Origin of the sequence: Streptomyces sp. CC0208 (assembly GCF_003443735.1) — a bacterium.
Lineage (GTDB): Bacteria > Actinomycetota > Actinomycetes > Streptomycetales > Streptomycetaceae > Streptomyces > Streptomyces sviceus.
In genome coordinates this window covers 7,591,843-7,608,483 of sequence record NZ_CP031969.1, presented here as the reverse complement: position 1 = coordinate 7,608,483, position 16,641 = coordinate 7,591,843, and the positions used below count along the sequence as shown (strand labels likewise).

Below are 16,641 nucleotides of genomic sequence, written 5' to 3'. Positions count from 1 at the left end.
CGAAAACCACCTTTAACTCAAAGGCGGTTGATTCGTAATCTGGGGCCGCTCACACAGTAAATGTATGTAATTCGTGAGAGGCCCCTTAATTTATGGTAAGCGTCGATTCAGCACCGGGAACAAAGGGAACGTCAGGCGGCGGCCTGCGACGGGACGTGGGGCTGATCGGGCTCATGTGGGCCTCGGTGGGTTCCATCATCGGCTCGGGCTGGCTCTACGGCGCCCAGGAGGCGGTCGTCGTGGCCGGCCCCGCGGCCGTGATCTCATGGGTGATCGGCGCGGTGGCCATCGTGCTGCTCGCCCTGGTCCACGCGGAACTCGGCGGAATGTTCCCGGTGGCGGGCGGCACCGCCCGATATCCCCATTACGCTTTCGGCGGCCTCGCCGGAATGTCCTTCGGCTGGTTCTCCTGGCTCCAGGCGGCGACCGTGGCGCCGATCGAGGTCGAGGCGATGATCGGTTACGCCGGTCACTGGTCGTGGGCGCAGGGACTCCAGCACTCGGACAAGACGCTCACGACGAGCGGACTCCTCGTCGCCGTGCTCCTCATGGCCGTCTTCGTGGTCGTCAACTTCCTCGGCGTACGGGCGCTCGCGCACACCAACAGCGCCGCCACCTGGTGGAAGATCGCGGTACCGCTGGCGGCCATCTTCATCATCGCGATCGGCAACTTCCACCCGGGCAACTTCCACTCGGAGGGCTTCGCGCCGTTCGGTGCCAAGGGGGTGCTGAGCGCGATCAGCACCAGCGGCATCATCTTCGCCCTGCTGGGCTTCGAGCAGGCCATCCAGCTGGCGGGCGAGAGCCGCAACCCCAGGCGCGACCTGCCGCGCGCGACCATCGGCTCGGTCGCGATCGGCGCGGTCATCTACGTACTGCTTCAGGTCGTGTTCATCGGCGCCCTGCCGCACAGCACGTTCGCGCACGGCTGGGCGAAGCTCGACTACCCCGGGATCAGCGGTCCTTGGGCCGGCCTGGCGACGCTCGTCGGCCTCGGCTGGCTGAGCGTGGTGCTCTACCTGGACGCGGTGATCTCACCGGGCGGCACCGGTCTCATCTACACGACCGCGACCTCGCGGGTCTCCTACGGCCTGTCCAAGAACGGTTACGCGCCCAGGCTGTTCGAGCGGACCGACCGGAGGGGCGTGCCCTGGTTCGGCCTCGCGATCTCCTTCGTGACCGGCGTGGTCTGCTTCCTGCCCTTCCCGAGCTGGCAGCAGCTGGTCAGCTTCATCACCTCGGCGAGCGTCCTGATGTACGCCGGTGCCCCGCTGGCGTACGGCGTCTTCGCCGACCGCCTGCCCCACCACGAGCGGCCCTACCGGCTGCCCGCCGGTTCGGTCCTGTCCCCGGTGTCCTTCGTGGTGGCCAACCTCATCATCTACTGGGCGGGTTGGCACACCCTGTGGCGGCTGGGCGTGGCGATCGTCCTCGGCTATGTGCTGCTCGGCGGTTACGCGCGCTACGCCCTCGCCAAGGGCCTGCCCGACGCACCCCGCCTGGACTGGAGAGCCGCCCAGTGGCTGCCGGTCTATCTGGTGGGCCTGGGACTGATCTCCTGGCAGGGCGGCTTCGGCGGCGGCTCGGGCCGGATCGGCCTGTGGTGGGACATCCTGCTGATCGCGGTCTTCTCCCTCGCGATCTACTACTGGGCGCGGGCCACCGCGTCCCCGGCCGCGGAGATCGAGCGCAGCATCGACGAGGTCGTCGTCACCGACGCGCCCGCGCACTGAGGCAGGCGGACCGGGTGCCTCCGCGCACCGAGGCACCCGGCACCCCTCCCCGCCCGCACCGCACCGCACCGCGCCGCGCGCCGCCGACATAATGGCACGGTGACCTCCCACTCCAACTCCGGTGCGCCACAGCGCTTTCCGGTCGTCATAGTCGGTGCCGGACCCGCCGGACTGACGGTCGGCAACATCCTCCGGGCCGCGGGCGTGGACTGCCTCGTCCTGGAGGCGGAGACCCGCGCGTTCATCGAGCGGCGGCCCCGCGCGGGCGTCATCGAGGAGTGGGCCGTACGGGGTCTGCAGCGGCGCGGTCTGGCCGACACCCTGCTGGAGCGCGCCCAGTTGCACAGCGAGTGCGAGTTCCGCTTCGCCGGCGACCGCTTCCGTTTCGCCTACGGCGAGCTGACGGGACAGCACCACTTCGTCTACCCGCAGCCTCTGTTGGTCACGGACCTGGTCCACGAGTACGCCGACACAAGAGGCGGCGAGATCCGCTTCGGCGTCCGGGACGTCCGGCTGCACGACCTGGAGACCTCCCGGCCCTCCGTGTCGTACACCGATGCCGGGACGGGCGAACGACAGCTGGTCGAGTGCGAGTTCGTGGCCGGCTGCGACGGGGCCCGCGGGGTGAGCCGCACCGTCCTTCCCCACACCACGCACATCGCACGGCACGACTACGGCATCGGCTGGCTGGCCCTGCTGGCCGAGGCACCGCCGTCCTCCGACTGCGTCCTGTTCGGCATCCACCCGAACGGTTTCGCCGGGCACATGGCCCGCAGCCCCGAGGTCACCCGTTACTACCTGGAGTGCCCGCCCGGCGACGACCCCGACAACTGGTCCCACGACCGGATCTGGGCCGAACTGCAGCAGCGTCTGGGCGCGGACGGCACCCCGCCGCTCACCGAGGGCCCGTTGATCGAGAAACGCGTCCTCGACATGCACAACTACGTCGTCGAGCCCATGACGTACGGCCGCCTCTTCCTCGCGGGAGACTCCGCCCATCTCACCGCACCCATAGCGGCGAAGGGCATGAACCTCGCCCTGCACGACGCCTTCCTGCTCGGCGACGCGCTCGTCGCCTACCTCGGCAAGGACGACGGCAGCGGCCTCGACGGCTACTCGCAGGCCTGTCTGCGGCGCGTGTGGGACTACCAGGAGTTCTCGCAGTGGCTCTCGGAGATCTACCACGGCACCTCGTCGGGCGACGAGTACCGCGCGGGGACCACCTTCGCCCGCCTGCGTCGCCTGTTCACGTCACCGGCGGCCGCGGCGGCCTTCGCGGAGCAGTACCTGGGTACGGCGGCCGCGTACTGACGTGTCAGTCATGCACCGGCCGGTCGCTGAGCCGGTGGTCGGCCACGTTCAGGGCCTCGTCCACGAGCCGGCGCAGATGCCCGTCGCGCAGTGCGTAGATCACCCGGCGCCCCTCCTTCCGCGTGTTCACCAGCCCGGCCAGTCTGAGCCGTGCCAGGTGCTGGCTGACGGCCGGCCGGGCCGCCCCGCACGCCTCGGTGAGGGTCGTGACATCGGCCTCTCCCCCGGCCAGGGCGTGCAGGAGGGTGAGGCGGGTGCGGTCGCCGAGCAGCGCGAGGATCTCGGCGGCGAGGGCGAACTGTTCCTCGCCGGGGGTGCGCGGGTGCGCATCGTGTGCAGGTGATAGGTGCATGCGTGCGCTCATACGCACATAATGGCTCCGTGGGCGCGGTACGTCCACCACCGCGCGCATCGGAAGGGGCACCACGTGAGCGACCACGACCACCACCACGGCCATCCGCATGGGCACGAGCACCGACGCCATGGCTTCCGTCACCGCCTCGCCCACCTCCTCACCCCCCACTCCCACGAGACCGCCGACAAGCTCGACTCCGCCCTGGAGTCCTCCGCCCGCGGCCTGCGCGCCCTGTGGGTCTCGCTGGCGGTGCTGGGGGTCACGGCCATGGCGCAGGCGGTCGTCGTGGCCGTGTCCGGGTCCGTCGCACTGCTCGGCGACACGGTGCACAACACGGCGGACGCGCTGACCGCCGTACCGCTGGGCATCGCCTTCGTGCTGGGCCGGCGTGCCGCCACCCGCCGTTTCACGTACGGCTACGGCCGCGCCGAGGATCTCGCGGGCATCGTGATCGTGCTGACGATCGCCGCGAGCGCCGCCTTCGCGGGGTGGGTGGCGATCGACCGGCTGCTCGATCCGCGTCCCGTGGCGCACGTCCCGGCGGTCGCCGCGGCGGCGCTGGTGGGCTTCGCGGGCAACGAGTGGGTCGCCCGCTACCGCATCCGGGTGGGCCGGGACATCGGCTCGGCCGCGCTGGTGGCGGACGGACTGCACGCCCGCACCGACGGGTTCACCTCACTGGCCGTGCTCATCGGGGCCGGCGGCTCGGCCCTGGGCTGGCAACTCGCCGATCCGATCGTGGGGTTGGCGATCACGGCCGCCATCACGCTGGTGCTGCGGGACGCTGCGCGCGAGGTGTTCCGGCGGGTGCTCGACGCCGTCGACCCGGCCCTCGTGGACCGAGCCGAGGACGCGCTGCGGGAGGTCGAAGGGGTGCACGGAGTGGGCGAGTTGAGGCTGCGCTGGATCGGGCACCGGCTGCGCGCGGAGGTGGCGGTCGTGGTGGACGGGGAGATGACGGTACGTCAGTCGCACGCGGTCGCCGTCGAGGCCGAGCACGCCCTGCTGCACGCGGTGCCCCGCCTCACGGCAGCCCTGGTGCATGCCGACCCGGCCCCGGCCCCGGGCGAGACGGACCCGCATCACGCCCTCGCCCACCACGCGCCGGCCTGAGGTCAGGCGACGCCGAGCCCTTCGAGCACCACCGCTCCCGGCAGTTCCGCGAAGGCCTTCCCCGGCACCAGCAGCTTGCCGCGTCGGCGTCCGCTGCCGACCAGGACGTACGGCAGGTCGACCACGGCCGAGTCGACCAGCACCGGCCATGCGGCAGGAAGCCCGATCGGGGTGATACCGCCGTACTCCATCCCGCTCTCGCCCGTCGCGGTGTCCATCGACGCGAACGAGGCCTTGCGCGCACCGAGTTGACGGCGGACGACCCCGTTGACGTCGACCCGAGTGGTGGACAGGACCACACACGCGGCGAGGGTGGTCTCGCCACCGCGCTTGCCTGCCACCACGACACAGTTCGCCGACTGTTCGAGGAGCTCCCGGCCGTAGTGCTCCACGAAGACCGCGGTGTCGGCCCACCGCGGGTCGGTGTCGACGTACACGATCTGTTCGGCGGGGACGCTGCCGCTCCAGCGGCGTACGGCGTCGGCGACCGGGCTGATCAGCTCGTCGAGGGCGGCGGGGGCGGGGGTGGCGTGGTCGAAGTGTCCGATGGGTGCGTCCATGGCGGCACGCTAACAGCCGCTCAGGACACCGCCGGTACCGAGACGGCCATGACCATCTCCATCGGAACGGCGCCCTGATTGCCGTACGTGTGCGGGGTGTTCGCCTCGAAAGAAGCGCTCGCGCCCGCGGGGACCCGGTGCTCCACCCCGTCGACGGTGAGGGTGAGCTCGCCGGCCATGACGTGCACGAGCTCGACCGTGCCCGTGGGGTGCGGGTCCGACGGGCTGCTCTCGCCCGGCATCAGCCGCCAGTCCCACATCTCCAGCGGGCCCGGGGCCTCGGCGCCCGCGAGGAGCCGGTTGTAGCTCCCCGCATCGGTGTGCCACAGCCGTACGGCCTGCTCGGCGGGGACGATCCGCACCTTCGGCCCCTGCTCGTAGTCGAGGAGCGTGGTGATGCTGATCCCGAGGGCGTCGCCGATCTTCACGACCGTGCCGAGGCTGGGATTGGTGCGGGCCTGCTCGATCTGGATCAGCATGCCGCGGCTGACGCCGGCTCGGGCGGCGAGCGTGTCCAGGGTGAATCCGCGCTCGGTCCGCCAGCGCTTGACGTTGCGCGCGAGGGACTGGGTCAGGAGGTCGAGGTCCGACACGTCACGTCCAATATTCTGTATGACACAGTACAACTGAATGAACTACGGTGGGGTGCACCCGATCGTTCACCGAACTGTACTGCGAGGCGAGCCGTGACAGCATTCTTCGCCCTGGCCACCAGCCTGTTGTGGGGCCTGGCCGACTTCGGCGGCGGGATGCTGACCCGACGGCTCCCGGCGCTCACCGTGGTGGTCGTGTCGCAGGGAATCGCGGCGGCCGTACTCGGCGCGATCGTGGTGGCGACCGGTGGCTGGAGCGAGGCGGGGCCCCTGCTGTGGTTCGCGTTCGCCGCGGGGCTGGCCGGGCCGGTCGCCCTGATCTGCTTCTACAAGGCGCTCGCGCTGGGCCCGATGGGAGTCGTCTCCCCGCTGGGCACGCTGAGCGTGGCGGTGCCGGTGGGTGTCGGTCTCTGCCTCGGCGAGCGTCCCGGGCCGGTGCAGGCCGCGGGCATCGCGGTGGCGGTCGTCGGAGTGATCCTGGCGGGCGGCCCCCAGTTGCGCGGGGCACCGGTGCAGCGTCAGGCGATCGTCCTCACCCTGATCGCGGCGCTCGGCTTCGGCACGGTGTTCGTCCTGATCGCGGAGGCGTCCACGACCGTCACCGGCCTGTTCCTCGCCCTGTTCGTGCAGCGCCTGGTCAACGTGGCGGTGGGGGGCACCGCACTGTACGTCTCGGTGAGGCGGGGCGCCCCGGCCCTCCCGACCACCGGCTTCCCCTGGCCGTCCCTCCCCGCGCTCGCCTTCGTCGGCCTCGCGGACGTGGCGGCGAACGGCACGTACTCGGTGGCCGCCCAGCACGGCCCGGTCACCGTGGCCGCCGTCCTCGCCTCGCTCTACCCGGTCGTCACGGCCCTGGCCGCCCGCGGGTTCCTCAGCGAACGCCTCCGGACCCTCCAGGCAGCGGGCGCGGGCCTGGCCCTGGTAGGCACCCTGCTCCTCGCGACGGGCTGACAGCAGCACACCTCAGCGATCCGCCTGGACGGGGGCGAAGGCGACCGCCCCCCAGCCGGCACAGTCAGCGTCCCCGGCCGCCCTGAGCCAAGCCGCCCCGGCATACCTCGCAACGAGCCCACCCGCCCTCACGCCTCCGCCGCCCCACAACAAACCGACCCTGCCCCCTCCCCCCAGCCAGCCCGCCCCCTGCGCCCAACCGCCTCGCGCAGAACCGCCCAACCCCTCCACCAAGGCAGCTCGCCAGGCACCGCCCGCCGCCCCTGAGCCCAGCTCATACCGCGCCCTCCCGACCCGGCGCACGCCCGCGCCGCCGTCCGGCGCCCCTCAGTCCAGTCCCGCAAGTCTTGTGGCCGCGTCCTCGTCCAGTTCGGCGAGTCTCGCCGCCGTCTCCTCGTCCAGGCCGGCCAGCGCGTTGAGCTGTTCCGCCGTGGCGCCCTCCGGTATCGGCACCGGTGCCGGGGTCCTGAGCGGTGGCTGCCAGCCGTCCTCGGCGGTCCATCGGCGTACGACCCGGGCGGGCGCCCCCGCCACCACGGCGTGGTCCGGCACCACCCCCCGGACCACGGCACCGGCGGCGACCACGACGTTCCGTCCGATCCGCGCCCCCGGCAGAATCACCGCCCCGGTCCCGATCCAGCACCCCGGCCCGATCTCCACCGGCTCCATCCGCGGCCACTGCTTGCCGATGGGCTCGTGGGGATCGTCGTAGGAGTGATTCGTGGACGTGACATAGACGTACGGCCCGAAGTAGCAGTCGCTGCCGATGGTGACCGTGGTGTCGGCGATGACGTGGCTGCCGCGCCCCAGCACGACCCCGTCGCCGATGCGCAGGATCGGCTCCGGGCCGAGATCCAGGTCGGGCATCAGACCGGCGGTCAGGGTCACCTGCTCGCCGACGATGCAGTGGGAGCCGACATGGATCCACGGCTCACCGAACACCGTGCCCAGCGGAAAGGCCAGGCGGCTGTGCGCACCCAGCGCGCCGAAGCGGAAGCGCCCCGGGCGCTCGGCCGTGACGGAGCCCGTGCGCTGCACCCAGGCCCAGCCCGCGTGGACGGCACGCTGGACGAGGCGGCCCCGCCAGGATGAGAACGCGTTCTTGTTCTTCGGCACGAGCTCACCGTACTGAGCACACGCCGTCCACATGAGTCCGAGGGCTTGTGATCTTCGCCCCACCGGGTGGCGTACGGTTCGGGATATCTCGAACCAGGAGGCGAAATGGCGCACAAGGCGTTGATCACGGGCATCGGCGGAAGGGAACCGAGGATCGACGAGGAGGCCTTCGTGGCGCCCACCGCCTCGGTGATCGGGGACGTGACGCTTCAGGCGGGGGCCAGTCTCTGGTACGGCGCGGTGGCCCGCGGCGACGTAGAACGCATCTCAGTCGGCGCCCAGAGCAACATCCAAGATAATTGCACGCTCCACGCCGACCCCGGCTTCCCCGTGACGATCGGCGAGCGGGTCTCCGTGGGGCACAACGCCGTCGTCCACGGCGCCACGGTCGAGGACGACTGCCTGATCGGCATGGGCGCGACCGTGCTGAACGGCGCGGTGATCGGCGCCGGTTCCCTGGTCGCGGCGCAGGCGCTGGTCCCGCAGGGCATGCAGGTCCCGCCGGGTTCCCTGGTGGCGGGCGTACCGGCGAAGGTGCGGCGGGAGCTGACGGAGGAGGAGCGTCAGGGGGTCACGCTGAACGGAACGCTCTACGCGGACCTGGCGAAGGCCCACCACGAGGTGCACGAGACACCGTGAGGGTCACTCGGCGGCCGGGACGGGCTCCGGCTCGGCCGCCTGCTGCTGCTGTGCCGTCGCCTTCTTCGCCTTGCGCTTCAGCACGAGCATCGAGGTGAGGCCGATCAGCACGGCCAGCACCAACCCGAGCCACGAGAACCTCTTCAGCCAGGACTCCGCGACGATTCCGACGTAGTAGATGACCGCCGTCGTACCGCCCGCCCAGATGATCCCGCCCAGGACGTTGGCGATCAGGAACTTCCAGTACGGCATCCGCAGCACACCGGCGAGCGGCCCGGCGAAGATCCTCAGCAGGGCGACGAAGCGGCCGAAGAACACCGCCCACATGCCCCACTTCTCGAAGGACCGCTCCGCCGTGGCGACATGACCCTCGCTGAAGTGCCTCGGGAACTTGTCGCCCAGCCAGGTGAGCAACGGCCGGCCGCCCTTGCGTCCGATCGCGTAGCCGATGGAGTCACCGACGACCGCCCCGACGCTGGCGCACGCGCCGAGCACCACGGGGTTGATGCCCGCGTGCTGCGAGGACAGCAGCGCGGCGGAGACCAGGATGATCTCGCCGGGCAGCGGGATGCCCAGGCTCTCCAGGCCGATGACCAGGCCCACCAGGGCGTAGACAGCGGCCGGGGGCACGGTGTCGAGCCATTCCTGGACGTGCAACGCCGGTTCCTCCTGAGTCGCGTTCCCGGCGCGCGTCCCTGCAGACGCACGCCGAGGCAGCCTACCGGCTCACGAGAACCGGTGTCCGGTGCGCGGGGTCACCCGCTGATGCCCCGCACTGCACCGGCGAGGAGCCCGGCCGGCGTCGAAGTGCCGGGCGCCGTCACCGATCTCACGGTGCCCACCACCGCGCCCACCGCGGCCCCGGCCCGCTCGACCGGCGCGGCCGGGAGGGCTGGAGCGGCCGGTCCGGCGTCACGGTGGTCGACCTGCGCCGCCCGGGTCCCGTACTGCTCGGGCGGGGTTCCGTGCTGGTCCGAGGGCTGTCCGGGACTCGGGGCGTGGAGGGCGTCGGGACCGGCGGGCGGGGCCGGGGCGAGACGGGGGGTGACCGGATCCTCGCCCGGCCCTCCGGAGGGCCAGCCCGGTTCCGCGTCCTGCGGCGACCGCGTGCCCTGTTGTCCCGGCGCGCTCTCGCCGTTGGACTCCAGCAGCCACCTCTGCCCCTTCGAGCCGTTCCGCTCGGTGACGACGACGGTCTCGTCCTTGCCTGGCGCGACCAGGAGCCCCTTCCCGCGGCGCAGCAGCAGTTCGCCGCGCACGGTGAGGTCGTAGCGGACCTCCCCAGTGGAGGTCAGGCAGTCGGCGACCACGACCGACCGTTTCTCGGTGTCCGCGTCGAGGCAGAGCCCGGGGTCGGCCGCGCTGCGCAGCAGTCCGTCCTCCAGGTACGTCCACTGCTGGGACCCGGCGGAGGAGCACTTGGCCAGTACGGCCTTCGCACCCGCCACGGTCTGCGCGCCGTGGGTGTCGAGGCACAGGCCGGCGTCGGCGCTGCGGAGCCTGCCGTGGCCGGCCTCGACAGGGTGACTCATGGAGGCGGTGGACGGGGACCCGGTGTCCTGGGAGGAATCCGACCGGCTCGGCCGTACGGTGTTGCCGCTCACCGCGCCCCAGGTGGCGCCCGAGGTGGGAGCCCCGCCGTCTTCGGACCACCCCTTGGCGACCAGCACGGTCGCGAGCAGGGCCAGGGAGGTCAGACCGGCGCCCACGAGAACGGCCCGGGCGCTCCTGCCCGGCTGAGCGAGGAAACCCGCCGGGACAGGGCGGTGACGCCCGCCGGGCTTCGTACGGGCCGTATCGGACGGGGCCGGGGCCGGACGCTCGGCGACCCGCGCGGGGCGCGACTCGAGATAGCGGTGGGCGCCCCAGCCGAGCACCGTCTCGGCGAGCAGCACCTCGAGGCCGCCCTCGAAATGGCTGAGCTGTTCGGCGGCGTGACGGCAGTACCGGCATTCCGTCAGATGTTTGCGGACATCGGGCAGAAGGCCCCCGCCCCGACGAATCGGGACATCCAGGAGACGATTGTAGAAACGGCACTCACTGGTGGGCGCGAGTTCCCGGTGGGCACGGACGCAGCCGGTACGGAATTGCTCCCGCGCCTGCTCGAGGGCGCTCGCCGCACGGGCCGTTTCCACACCCAGCAGACCGGCCGGTATGGATATGGGTTCGGCCTCGACCTCGGCATGCCACAACAGACATTGGGAAGCCCCGGGAAGGGCCCTGAATGCGCGCTCGGCGAGCAGACGCCTTTCGGGGGTGACGGACCTCGCCGCGCGCAGACCACGGCCGCCGATCGTCTTGCGGAGTTCCGGAAGTACGTCGGCGATTTCGTCGTCCGCGGCCCACTCCTTGACGGACTCCCTCACGGCGACGAGAAGTTGGGGACGCAGTGCGCCGTCACCCGCCCGGCCGAGCACGCGGTGAAAAGCAGCAGCGGCCGCCATCGAGGCCGAACCGGACCAGGAGGCGAGGCAGATGACGGAGTACGCGTAGGTCGCCTGCCAATGTCGCGCCATCAGCAGGGCGACCGCATGGCCGTCCACGCTGTTCTCCCCCAGCCGGGCCAGGAGATTGCGGTCGGACTCCGCCGGACCCGATCCGGGACGTGGCGGGTAAGGGGGACGTGGGGGGTAAGCGGATTGCACGGGACCAATTCCTTCCAAGCCGCAGGACCGCATGAAATATGCGCTCCTCGGAAAGCAGGCGCCTGATTGGTGCATACCTATGCCGCGTCAGATGTGACCCGGCCGTCGCGGGGGCGCTCACCTTCGCACAATTCACGCACGGCAAACAAGAAGGTGGAGTGACCCATGTTCAAAAAGAGGCGAGTTCAGAAAAGTTACCGCCGGTATCCGTACCCGCATTCGAAATAAACGGGACGCGAGCGTCGAGTGGTGTGCGGCCGCCGGATGCTTGGCACACGAAATCTCCCGCCCTGGCCGGGTCCACAGCGGGGTCCACAGCGGGCTCCCAGGCGTCTCCCGGTGTGCTCTCATCCTCGTGCCGCAGCATGATCCGCATGATCGTCCCCCACACGACCGACACCCCCGCCCCCACCCCCACGGTCCGCAAGGCGGTCGTCCCGGCCGCCGGGCTCGGCACCCGGTTCCTGCCGGCGACCAAGGCGACACCGAAGGAGATGCTCCCGGTCGTCGACAAGCCGGCCATCCAGTACGTCGTCGAGGAGGCCGCCGCGGCCGGGCTGGACGACGTCCTGATGGTCACCGGCCGCCACAAGCGGGCCATCGAGGACCACTTCGACCACGCCTTCGAGCTGGAGCAGGCCCTCGCGGCGAAGGGCGACGCGGTACGGCTCGACGCCGTACGCGATCCCGCGCGCCTGGCCAACATCCACCACATCCGCCAGGGCGAGCCGCTCGGCCTCGGCCACGCGGTGCTCTGCGCCCGCCGCCACGTCGGCGACCAGCCCTTCGCCGTCCTCCTCGGCGACGACCTGATCGACCCGCGCGAGACCCTGCTGAGCACCATGCTCGACGTCCGCGAACGGTACGCGGGCAGCGTGATCGCCCTCATGGAGGTGCCTCGCGAGCAGATCCACCTCTACGGCTGCGCGGCGGTGGAGCCGACCGAGGAAGAGGGCGTGGTCCGTGTGACCGGCCTCGTGGAGAAGCCCTCCCCCGAAACCGCCCCCAGCACCTACGCGGTCATCGGCCGCTACGTCCTCGACCCGGCGGTCTTCGACGTCCTGGACCGCACCGCGCCGGGCCGCGGCGGCGAGATCCAGCTCACCGACGCCCTCCAGACCCTGGCGACCGACGGCACGGTCCACGGCGTCGTCTTCGAGGGCCTCCGCTACGACACCGGCGACAAGGCCGACTACCTCCGCACGGTAGTCCGCCTGGCCTGCGCCCGACCCGACCTGGGCCCGGAATTCACCACCTGGCTCAAGGGGTTCGTGGCGGAGCTGGAGGGCCGGGAGGGGGCTGGACGGGGACGCGGACTGGCGGCCTGACAGGCCGCCGCTCCTCCGAACTCAGGCCGCCGCCCCCGAACTCAGCCGTTCGGTCGCAGGGTCCACACCACCGTCATCTCGCCCGTGACCGCCCCGTCCCCGCGGCGGATCTCGATCGTGACCGGGAACTCGGGGCGCTCCCCGGCGTCGAGCTGGGCGACCACCTCGGAGGCCGGGCGGCCCAGGGTCGCCGTGGCGGTCACCGGGCCCATCGCGAGCTTGCGGTAGGCGATCTCGGCGTTGACGGCCAGCGGAACCGCACGCGAGAGCTGGTCGCCGAACGCGGCCAGGACGACCGCCCCGCTGGCCGACTCGGCGAGCGTGAACATGGCCCCGGCGTGCGGCCCGCCCACGTGATTGTGGAACTCCCCCTGGTCGGGCAGGGCGACCACGACCTTCTCCGGGCCGGTCTCCAGGAACTCGAGGTTCAGGGTCCGCACCATGGGCACGGTCGCGGCGAGCATCTCACCGACGGACATCTGGTCTGCGCTCATGCCCGAGATGTTACCCACGAGTAGATAGCGCTGACCAGGCCCGGCGTCAGTGACCGGCGTCTCCTCCCGATCCGGCCCGCAAACCGTTTGGCAAGGCCGTACCCCGCGGGCGATAGTCGGCCGGTGACCCCCTCCACCGACTTCTCCCGCGTCCGCAGACCGGCCTGGGCGAGCCGCAACTACGGTCTGCTGACCGCCGCCGCGTTCGTCACCAACCTCGGCAGCAACGGCGCCCTGATCGCCGCCGCGTTCGCCGTGCTGGAGGCGGGCGGCGACAGCGGCGACGTGGGTCTGGTGGCCGCCGCGCGCACCCTCCCGCTGGTGGTGTTCCTGCTGATCGGCGGCGCCGTGGCGGACCGCCTGCCCCGGCACCGCGTGATGGTCGCGGCCAACACCCTCAACTGCCTCTCCCAGGGCGCGTTCGCCGTCCTCGTCCTGGCCGGCGAACCCCGGCTGTGGCAGATGATGCTGCTGACCGCGCTCGGCGGAACGGGCCACGCGTTCTTCAGCCCGGCGGCCGAGGGCATGCTGCTGTCCTCGGTGAGCGGCGAACAGGCCGGCCGGGCCTTCGCGGTGTTCCGGATGGCGATGCAGGGCGCGGCGCTGGGCGGTGCCGCGCTCGGCGGTGCGATGGTCGCCGCGGTGGGCCCCGGCTGGGTGCTCGCGGCGGACGCCCTCGCGTTCGCGGTCGCCGGTTCGCTGCGTGCCTTCCTCGACGTCGGTCACATCCCGGTCCGCGCACCGGGCGCCGGCATGCTCGCCGACCTGCGGGACGGCTGGCGGGAGGTCGCGGGCCGGCCGTGGCTGTGGGGCGTCGTCGTCCAGTTCTCCGTGGCCAACGCGGTCCTGGGCGCCGCCGACGCGGTCTACGGCCCGCTCGTCGCCCGGGACGACCTGGGCGGCGCGGGCCCCTGGGGCGTGGCCCTCGGCTTCTTCGGCGCCGGCACCGTCGTAGGGGCTCTCCTCATGACCCGGTGGAGGCCGCACCGGCTGCTGTTCGTGGGGATCCTCTGCGTGTTCCCGATGGCGCTGCCGTCCGCCGCGCTGGCCGTGCCGGTCTCGGTGCCCCTGCTGTGCACGGCGATGTTCGTGGCCGGTGCGACCGTCGAGGTGTTCGGCGTCTCCTGGATGACCGCCCTGCACCAGGAGATACCGGAGGACAAGCTCTCCCGGGTCTCGGCCTACGACTGGTTCGGCTCGGTCGCCCTCATGCCTCTCGCGGCGGCCCTGGCGGGTCCCGCGGAGTCGGCGTTCGGACGTTCCGCCGCCCTGTGGGGCTGCTCTGGCCTGATCGCGGCGGTCACGGCGGCCGTGCTGTGCGTGCCGGACGTCCGCAACCTGCGCCGGAGCACCAAGCAGGTGGCCCAGATCGCCGTGACCGACTCAGCCGATGCCGAACGCCCCGTCGGGGGGCTCGGGTGACGCCACCGCCTCCTCGTCCCGCACCGGCCGCGCCGCACCGATGAACCTCCGCAGCCCGGCACCGTGTTCAACCCGCGCGGGAAACGCGTCACCCGCCGTACGCCGCGCCAGAGCCGCCGTGTCGAGAGGCACCCGCGCGGCGACAAGGTCACCATGACCGACTCAGCCGATGCCGAACGCCCCGTCGGGGGGCTCGGGCGACGCCACCGCCTCCTCGTCCCGCACCGGCCGCGCCGCACCGATGAACCTCCGCAGCCCGGCACCGTGTTCAACCCGCGCGGGGAACGCATCGCCCGCCGTACGCCGCGCCAGAGCCGCCGTGTCGAGAGGCACCCGCGCGGCGACGAGCACCGCGTTCCCGAACCGTCGCCCGCGCAGCACCCCCGGCTCGGCGATCAGCACGAGCTCCTCGAACGACTCGGCGAAGTTGGCCAGTTGGGACCGCAGAAAGGCGAAGGGGGCCCCGTCGGCGAGGTTCGCGAGATAGACCCCGTCGCTCCGGAGCACCCGTGCGGCCTCGCGGGCGTACTCCAGTGAGGTCAGGTGCGCCGGGACCCGCGACCCGCCGAAGACGTCGGCGACCAGCACATCGGCACAGTCCGCCGGGGCGCTTTCCAGCCACGCCCGCGCATCCGCCGCGTGCAACGCGATCCCGGCCCCGTCCGCGAGCGGCAGCTGCTCGACGACCAGGTCCAGCAGAGCCCGGTCGGCCTCGACGACGTCCTGCCGGGACCCTGGCCGGGTGGCGGCCAGATACCGCGGCAGCGTCAGAGCACCCCCGCCGAGATGCACCACGTCCAGCGCCCGCCCGGGCTCCCCGATGCCGTCGAGGACGTGCCCGAGCCGCTGGGCGTACTCGAACTCCAGATAGGTCGGCTCGTCGAGATCGACGTACGACTGCGGAGCCCCGTCGACCGTCAGCAACCAGGCCCGCTCCCGGTCCACGTCAGGCATCAACTTGGCGAACCCGTGATCAACGGCACGGGCGACGGGCAGGGACTCGGTCATCTGTTCATTGTGCCTGGGCGAGAACGCCCCATCAGGGGCGCGGGGGACTGCGCGACCAGCCACAACGGCCCCGCAGTCCCCCACACACGGCGACCACCCTCACACGACGGCTGTCACCGTGCCCGCCCCCACGGTCCGCCCACCCTCACGGATGGCGAACCCGAGCCCCGCCTCGAGCGGCACGTCCCGCCCCAACTCCACATGCATGACGACCTTCTCGCCAGGCCGGGCGACAGCGACCTCACCGAGGTCCACGTCCCCCACGACATCCGCGGTACGGATGTAGAACTGCGGCCGGTACCCGGTGGAGACGGGCGTCGTACGCCCGCCCTCCCGCGCCGACAGCACGTACACCTGCGCGGTGAAGCGACGACTGGGCACGACACTGCCGGGCGCGGCCACAACATGGCCCCGCCGGACCGCGTCCCGGGGAACACCCCGCAGCAGCAACGCCACGTTGTCCCCGGCCTGCGCCTCCTCCATCGGCTTGCCGAAGGTCTCGACGCCGGTCACCACCGTCTCCAGGGCGGCCCCGAGCACGTCGACCCGGTCGCCGACCCGCACGGTGCCCCGCTCGACCGCACCGGTCACCACGGTCCCCCGGCCGGTGATGGTCAGCACGTTCTCGACCGGCATCAGGAAGGGTGCGTCCAGATACCGCTCGGGAAGGGGCACATAGGTGTCCACCGCGTCGAGCAGCGCCTCGATCGACGCCGTCCAGCGCGGGTCCCCCTCCAGCGCCTTCAGCCCGGAGACCCGTACGACGGGCACGGCGTCGCCGCCGTAGCCGTGCGCGGTGAGCAGCTCGCGGACCTCCAGCTCGACGAGCTCGACCAGTTCCTCGTCGGCCGCGTCCGCCTTGTTGAGGGCGACCACCACGTGGTCGACACCCACCTGCCGCGCGAGCAGCACGTGTTCGGCGGTCTGCGGCATGATCCCGTCGAGCGCGGAGACGACGAGGATCGCCCCGTCGAGCTGCGCGGCCCCGGTGACCATGTTCTTGACGTAGTCGGCGTGGCCCGGCATGTCCACGTGCGCGTAGTGCCGGGTGTCGGTCTCGTACTCGACGTGCGCGATGTTGATGGTGATCCCGCGCGCGGCCTCCTCCGGGGCCCGGTCGATGCGGTCGAACGGCACGAACGTGCCGCTGCCGCGCTCGGCGAGGACCTTGGTGATGGCGGCGGTCAGGGTGGTCTTGCCGTGGTCGACATGACCCATCGTGCCGATGTTGAGGTGCGGCTTGGTGCGCACGTAAGCGGTTTTGGACATGGCTGTACCTCGAAGCCTCTTCGTGTTCGCGGAAGAACGGGGACCCCAAGGACTCGCCGACCCTCCCCCTGCGGGGTCCGCCGGACGATCCGGGAAGGGTCAGC

The 16,641-nt window shown here is 71.7% G+C and carries 16 protein-coding genes and 1 pseudogene; 7 read left to right on the top strand and 10 right to left on the bottom strand.

The genetic code is table 11. The annotated features are described in order from the left end of the window. Nucleotides 1-92: 92 nt before the first annotated feature. Both D1369_RS35000 and D1369_RS34995 read left to right on the top strand, forming a co-directional pair. Complete coding sequence (locus D1369_RS35000; protein WP_007380493.1) at nucleotides 93-1,733, top strand: APC family permease; 1,641 nt, start codon at nucleotides 93-95, stop codon at nucleotides 1,731-1,733. A 99-nt stretch (nucleotides 1,734-1,832) separates the two neighbouring features. Then, nucleotides 1,833-3,044: a 4-hydroxybenzoate 3-monooxygenase gene (locus tag D1369_RS34995; RefSeq protein ID WP_007380494.1), complete on the top strand. Its 1,212-nt coding sequence runs from the start codon at nucleotides 1,833-1,835 to the stop codon at nucleotides 3,042-3,044. Between the two features lie 4 nt (nucleotides 3,045-3,048). Here the strand turns inward: D1369_RS34995 and D1369_RS34990 are convergent, their stop codons facing one another. Further along, on the bottom strand, nucleotides 3,049-3,408 hold the full coding sequence (locus D1369_RS34990) for a metalloregulator ArsR/SmtB family transcription factor (protein WP_007380495.1): 360 nt from the start codon (nucleotides 3,406-3,408) through the stop codon (nucleotides 3,049-3,051). A gap of 63 nt (nucleotides 3,409-3,471) precedes the next feature. Between D1369_RS34990 and D1369_RS34985 the strand changes: the two genes are divergently transcribed. Further along, nucleotides 3,472-4,512 carry a cation diffusion facilitator family transporter gene (locus tag D1369_RS34985; RefSeq protein ID WP_037903107.1) on the top strand — a complete coding sequence of 347 codons (1,041 nt, stop codon included), beginning with the start codon at nucleotides 3,472-3,474 and terminating at the stop codon, nucleotides 4,510-4,512. A gap of 2 nt (nucleotides 4,513-4,514) precedes the next feature. On the opposite strand, the gene D1369_RS34980 is transcribed toward D1369_RS34985, so the two are convergent. Both D1369_RS34980 and D1369_RS34975 read right to left on the bottom strand, forming a co-directional pair. Next, nucleotides 4,515-5,072 (bottom strand): YbaK/EbsC family protein, encoded by a 558-nt coding sequence (locus tag D1369_RS34980; RefSeq protein ID WP_007380497.1) that lies wholly within the window; start codon nucleotides 5,070-5,072, stop codon nucleotides 4,515-4,517. Nucleotides 5,073-5,092: 20 nt separating this feature from the next. Further along, nucleotides 5,093-5,665 (bottom strand): XRE family transcriptional regulator, encoded by a 573-nt coding sequence (locus tag D1369_RS34975; RefSeq protein WP_037899209.1) that lies wholly within the window; start codon nucleotides 5,663-5,665, stop codon nucleotides 5,093-5,095. Between the two features lie 93 nt (nucleotides 5,666-5,758). Between D1369_RS34975 and D1369_RS34970 the strand changes: the two genes are divergently transcribed. After that, nucleotides 5,759-6,616 carry a DMT family transporter gene (locus tag D1369_RS34970; protein ID WP_007380499.1) on the top strand — a complete coding sequence of 286 codons (858 nt, stop codon included), beginning with the start codon at nucleotides 5,759-5,761 and terminating at the stop codon, nucleotides 6,614-6,616. 327 nt (nucleotides 6,617-6,943) lie between these two features. Here the strand turns inward: D1369_RS34970 and D1369_RS34965 are convergent, their stop codons facing one another. Next, on the bottom strand, nucleotides 6,944-7,732 hold the full coding sequence (locus D1369_RS34965) for an acyltransferase (protein WP_037903108.1): 789 nt from the start codon (nucleotides 7,730-7,732) through the stop codon (nucleotides 6,944-6,946). A 105-nt stretch (nucleotides 7,733-7,837) separates the two neighbouring features. On the opposite strand from D1369_RS34965, the gene D1369_RS44620 reads away from it, so the two are divergent. Beyond that, the gene (locus D1369_RS44620) at nucleotides 7,838-8,371 is read left to right on the top strand and encodes a gamma carbonic anhydrase family protein (RefSeq protein WP_007380501.1); all 534 of its coding nucleotides are present in this window, start codon (nucleotides 7,838-7,840) and stop codon (nucleotides 8,369-8,371) included. Between the two features lie 3 nt (nucleotides 8,372-8,374). On the opposite strand, the gene D1369_RS34955 is transcribed toward D1369_RS44620, so the two are convergent. Together D1369_RS34955 and D1369_RS34950 are read right to left on the bottom strand one after the other, a co-directional pair. After that, complete coding sequence (locus D1369_RS34955) at nucleotides 8,375-9,028, bottom strand: DedA family protein (protein WP_037899211.1); 654 nt, start codon at nucleotides 9,026-9,028, stop codon at nucleotides 8,375-8,377. 98 nt (nucleotides 9,029-9,126) lie between these two features. After that, on the bottom strand, nucleotides 9,127-10,914 hold the full coding sequence (locus tag D1369_RS34950; RefSeq protein ID WP_118082814.1) for an RICIN domain-containing protein: 1,788 nt from the start codon (nucleotides 10,912-10,914) through the stop codon (nucleotides 9,127-9,129). Between the two features lie 476 nt (nucleotides 10,915-11,390). On the opposite strand from D1369_RS34950, the gene galU reads away from it, so the two are divergent. After that, nucleotides 11,391-12,344, top strand: a complete 954-nt coding sequence (gene galU / locus D1369_RS34945; protein WP_007380504.1) for a UTP--glucose-1-phosphate uridylyltransferase GalU — start codon at nucleotides 11,391-11,393, stop codon at nucleotides 12,342-12,344. A 41-nt stretch (nucleotides 12,345-12,385) separates the two neighbouring features. Here the strand turns inward: galU and D1369_RS34940 are convergent, their stop codons facing one another. Next, complete coding sequence (locus D1369_RS34940) at nucleotides 12,386-12,823, bottom strand: DUF4442 domain-containing protein (protein WP_007380505.1); 438 nt, start codon at nucleotides 12,821-12,823, stop codon at nucleotides 12,386-12,388. Between the two features lie 138 nt (nucleotides 12,824-12,961). Here D1369_RS34940 and D1369_RS34935 point away from each other — a divergent pair, with 138 nt between their 5' ends. Beyond that, complete coding sequence (locus tag D1369_RS34935; protein WP_007380506.1) at nucleotides 12,962-14,260, top strand: MFS transporter; 1,299 nt, start codon at nucleotides 12,962-12,964, stop codon at nucleotides 14,258-14,260. Here the strand turns inward: D1369_RS34935 and D1369_RS44150 are convergent. From D1369_RS44150 to tuf, 3 genes and pseudogenes are all read right to left on the bottom strand, one after another. Then, nucleotides 14,222-14,419: pseudogene (locus D1369_RS44150) on the bottom strand (spermidine synthase-like protein); the annotation flags it as partial. The gene D1369_RS34935 and the pseudogene D1369_RS44150 overlap by 39 nt on opposite strands. Nucleotides 14,420-14,422: 3 nt before the next feature. Further along, nucleotides 14,423-15,268, bottom strand: a complete 846-nt coding sequence (locus tag D1369_RS34925; protein ID WP_007380507.1) for a fused MFS/spermidine synthase — start codon at nucleotides 15,266-15,268, stop codon at nucleotides 14,423-14,425. 99 nt (nucleotides 15,269-15,367) lie between these two features. Continuing rightward, a complete protein-coding gene (tuf, locus tag D1369_RS34920; protein ID WP_007380508.1) occupies nucleotides 15,368-16,537 on the bottom strand; it encodes an elongation factor Tu in 1,170 nt (389 codons plus the stop codon). Nucleotides 16,538-16,641: the final 104 nt, after the last annotated feature.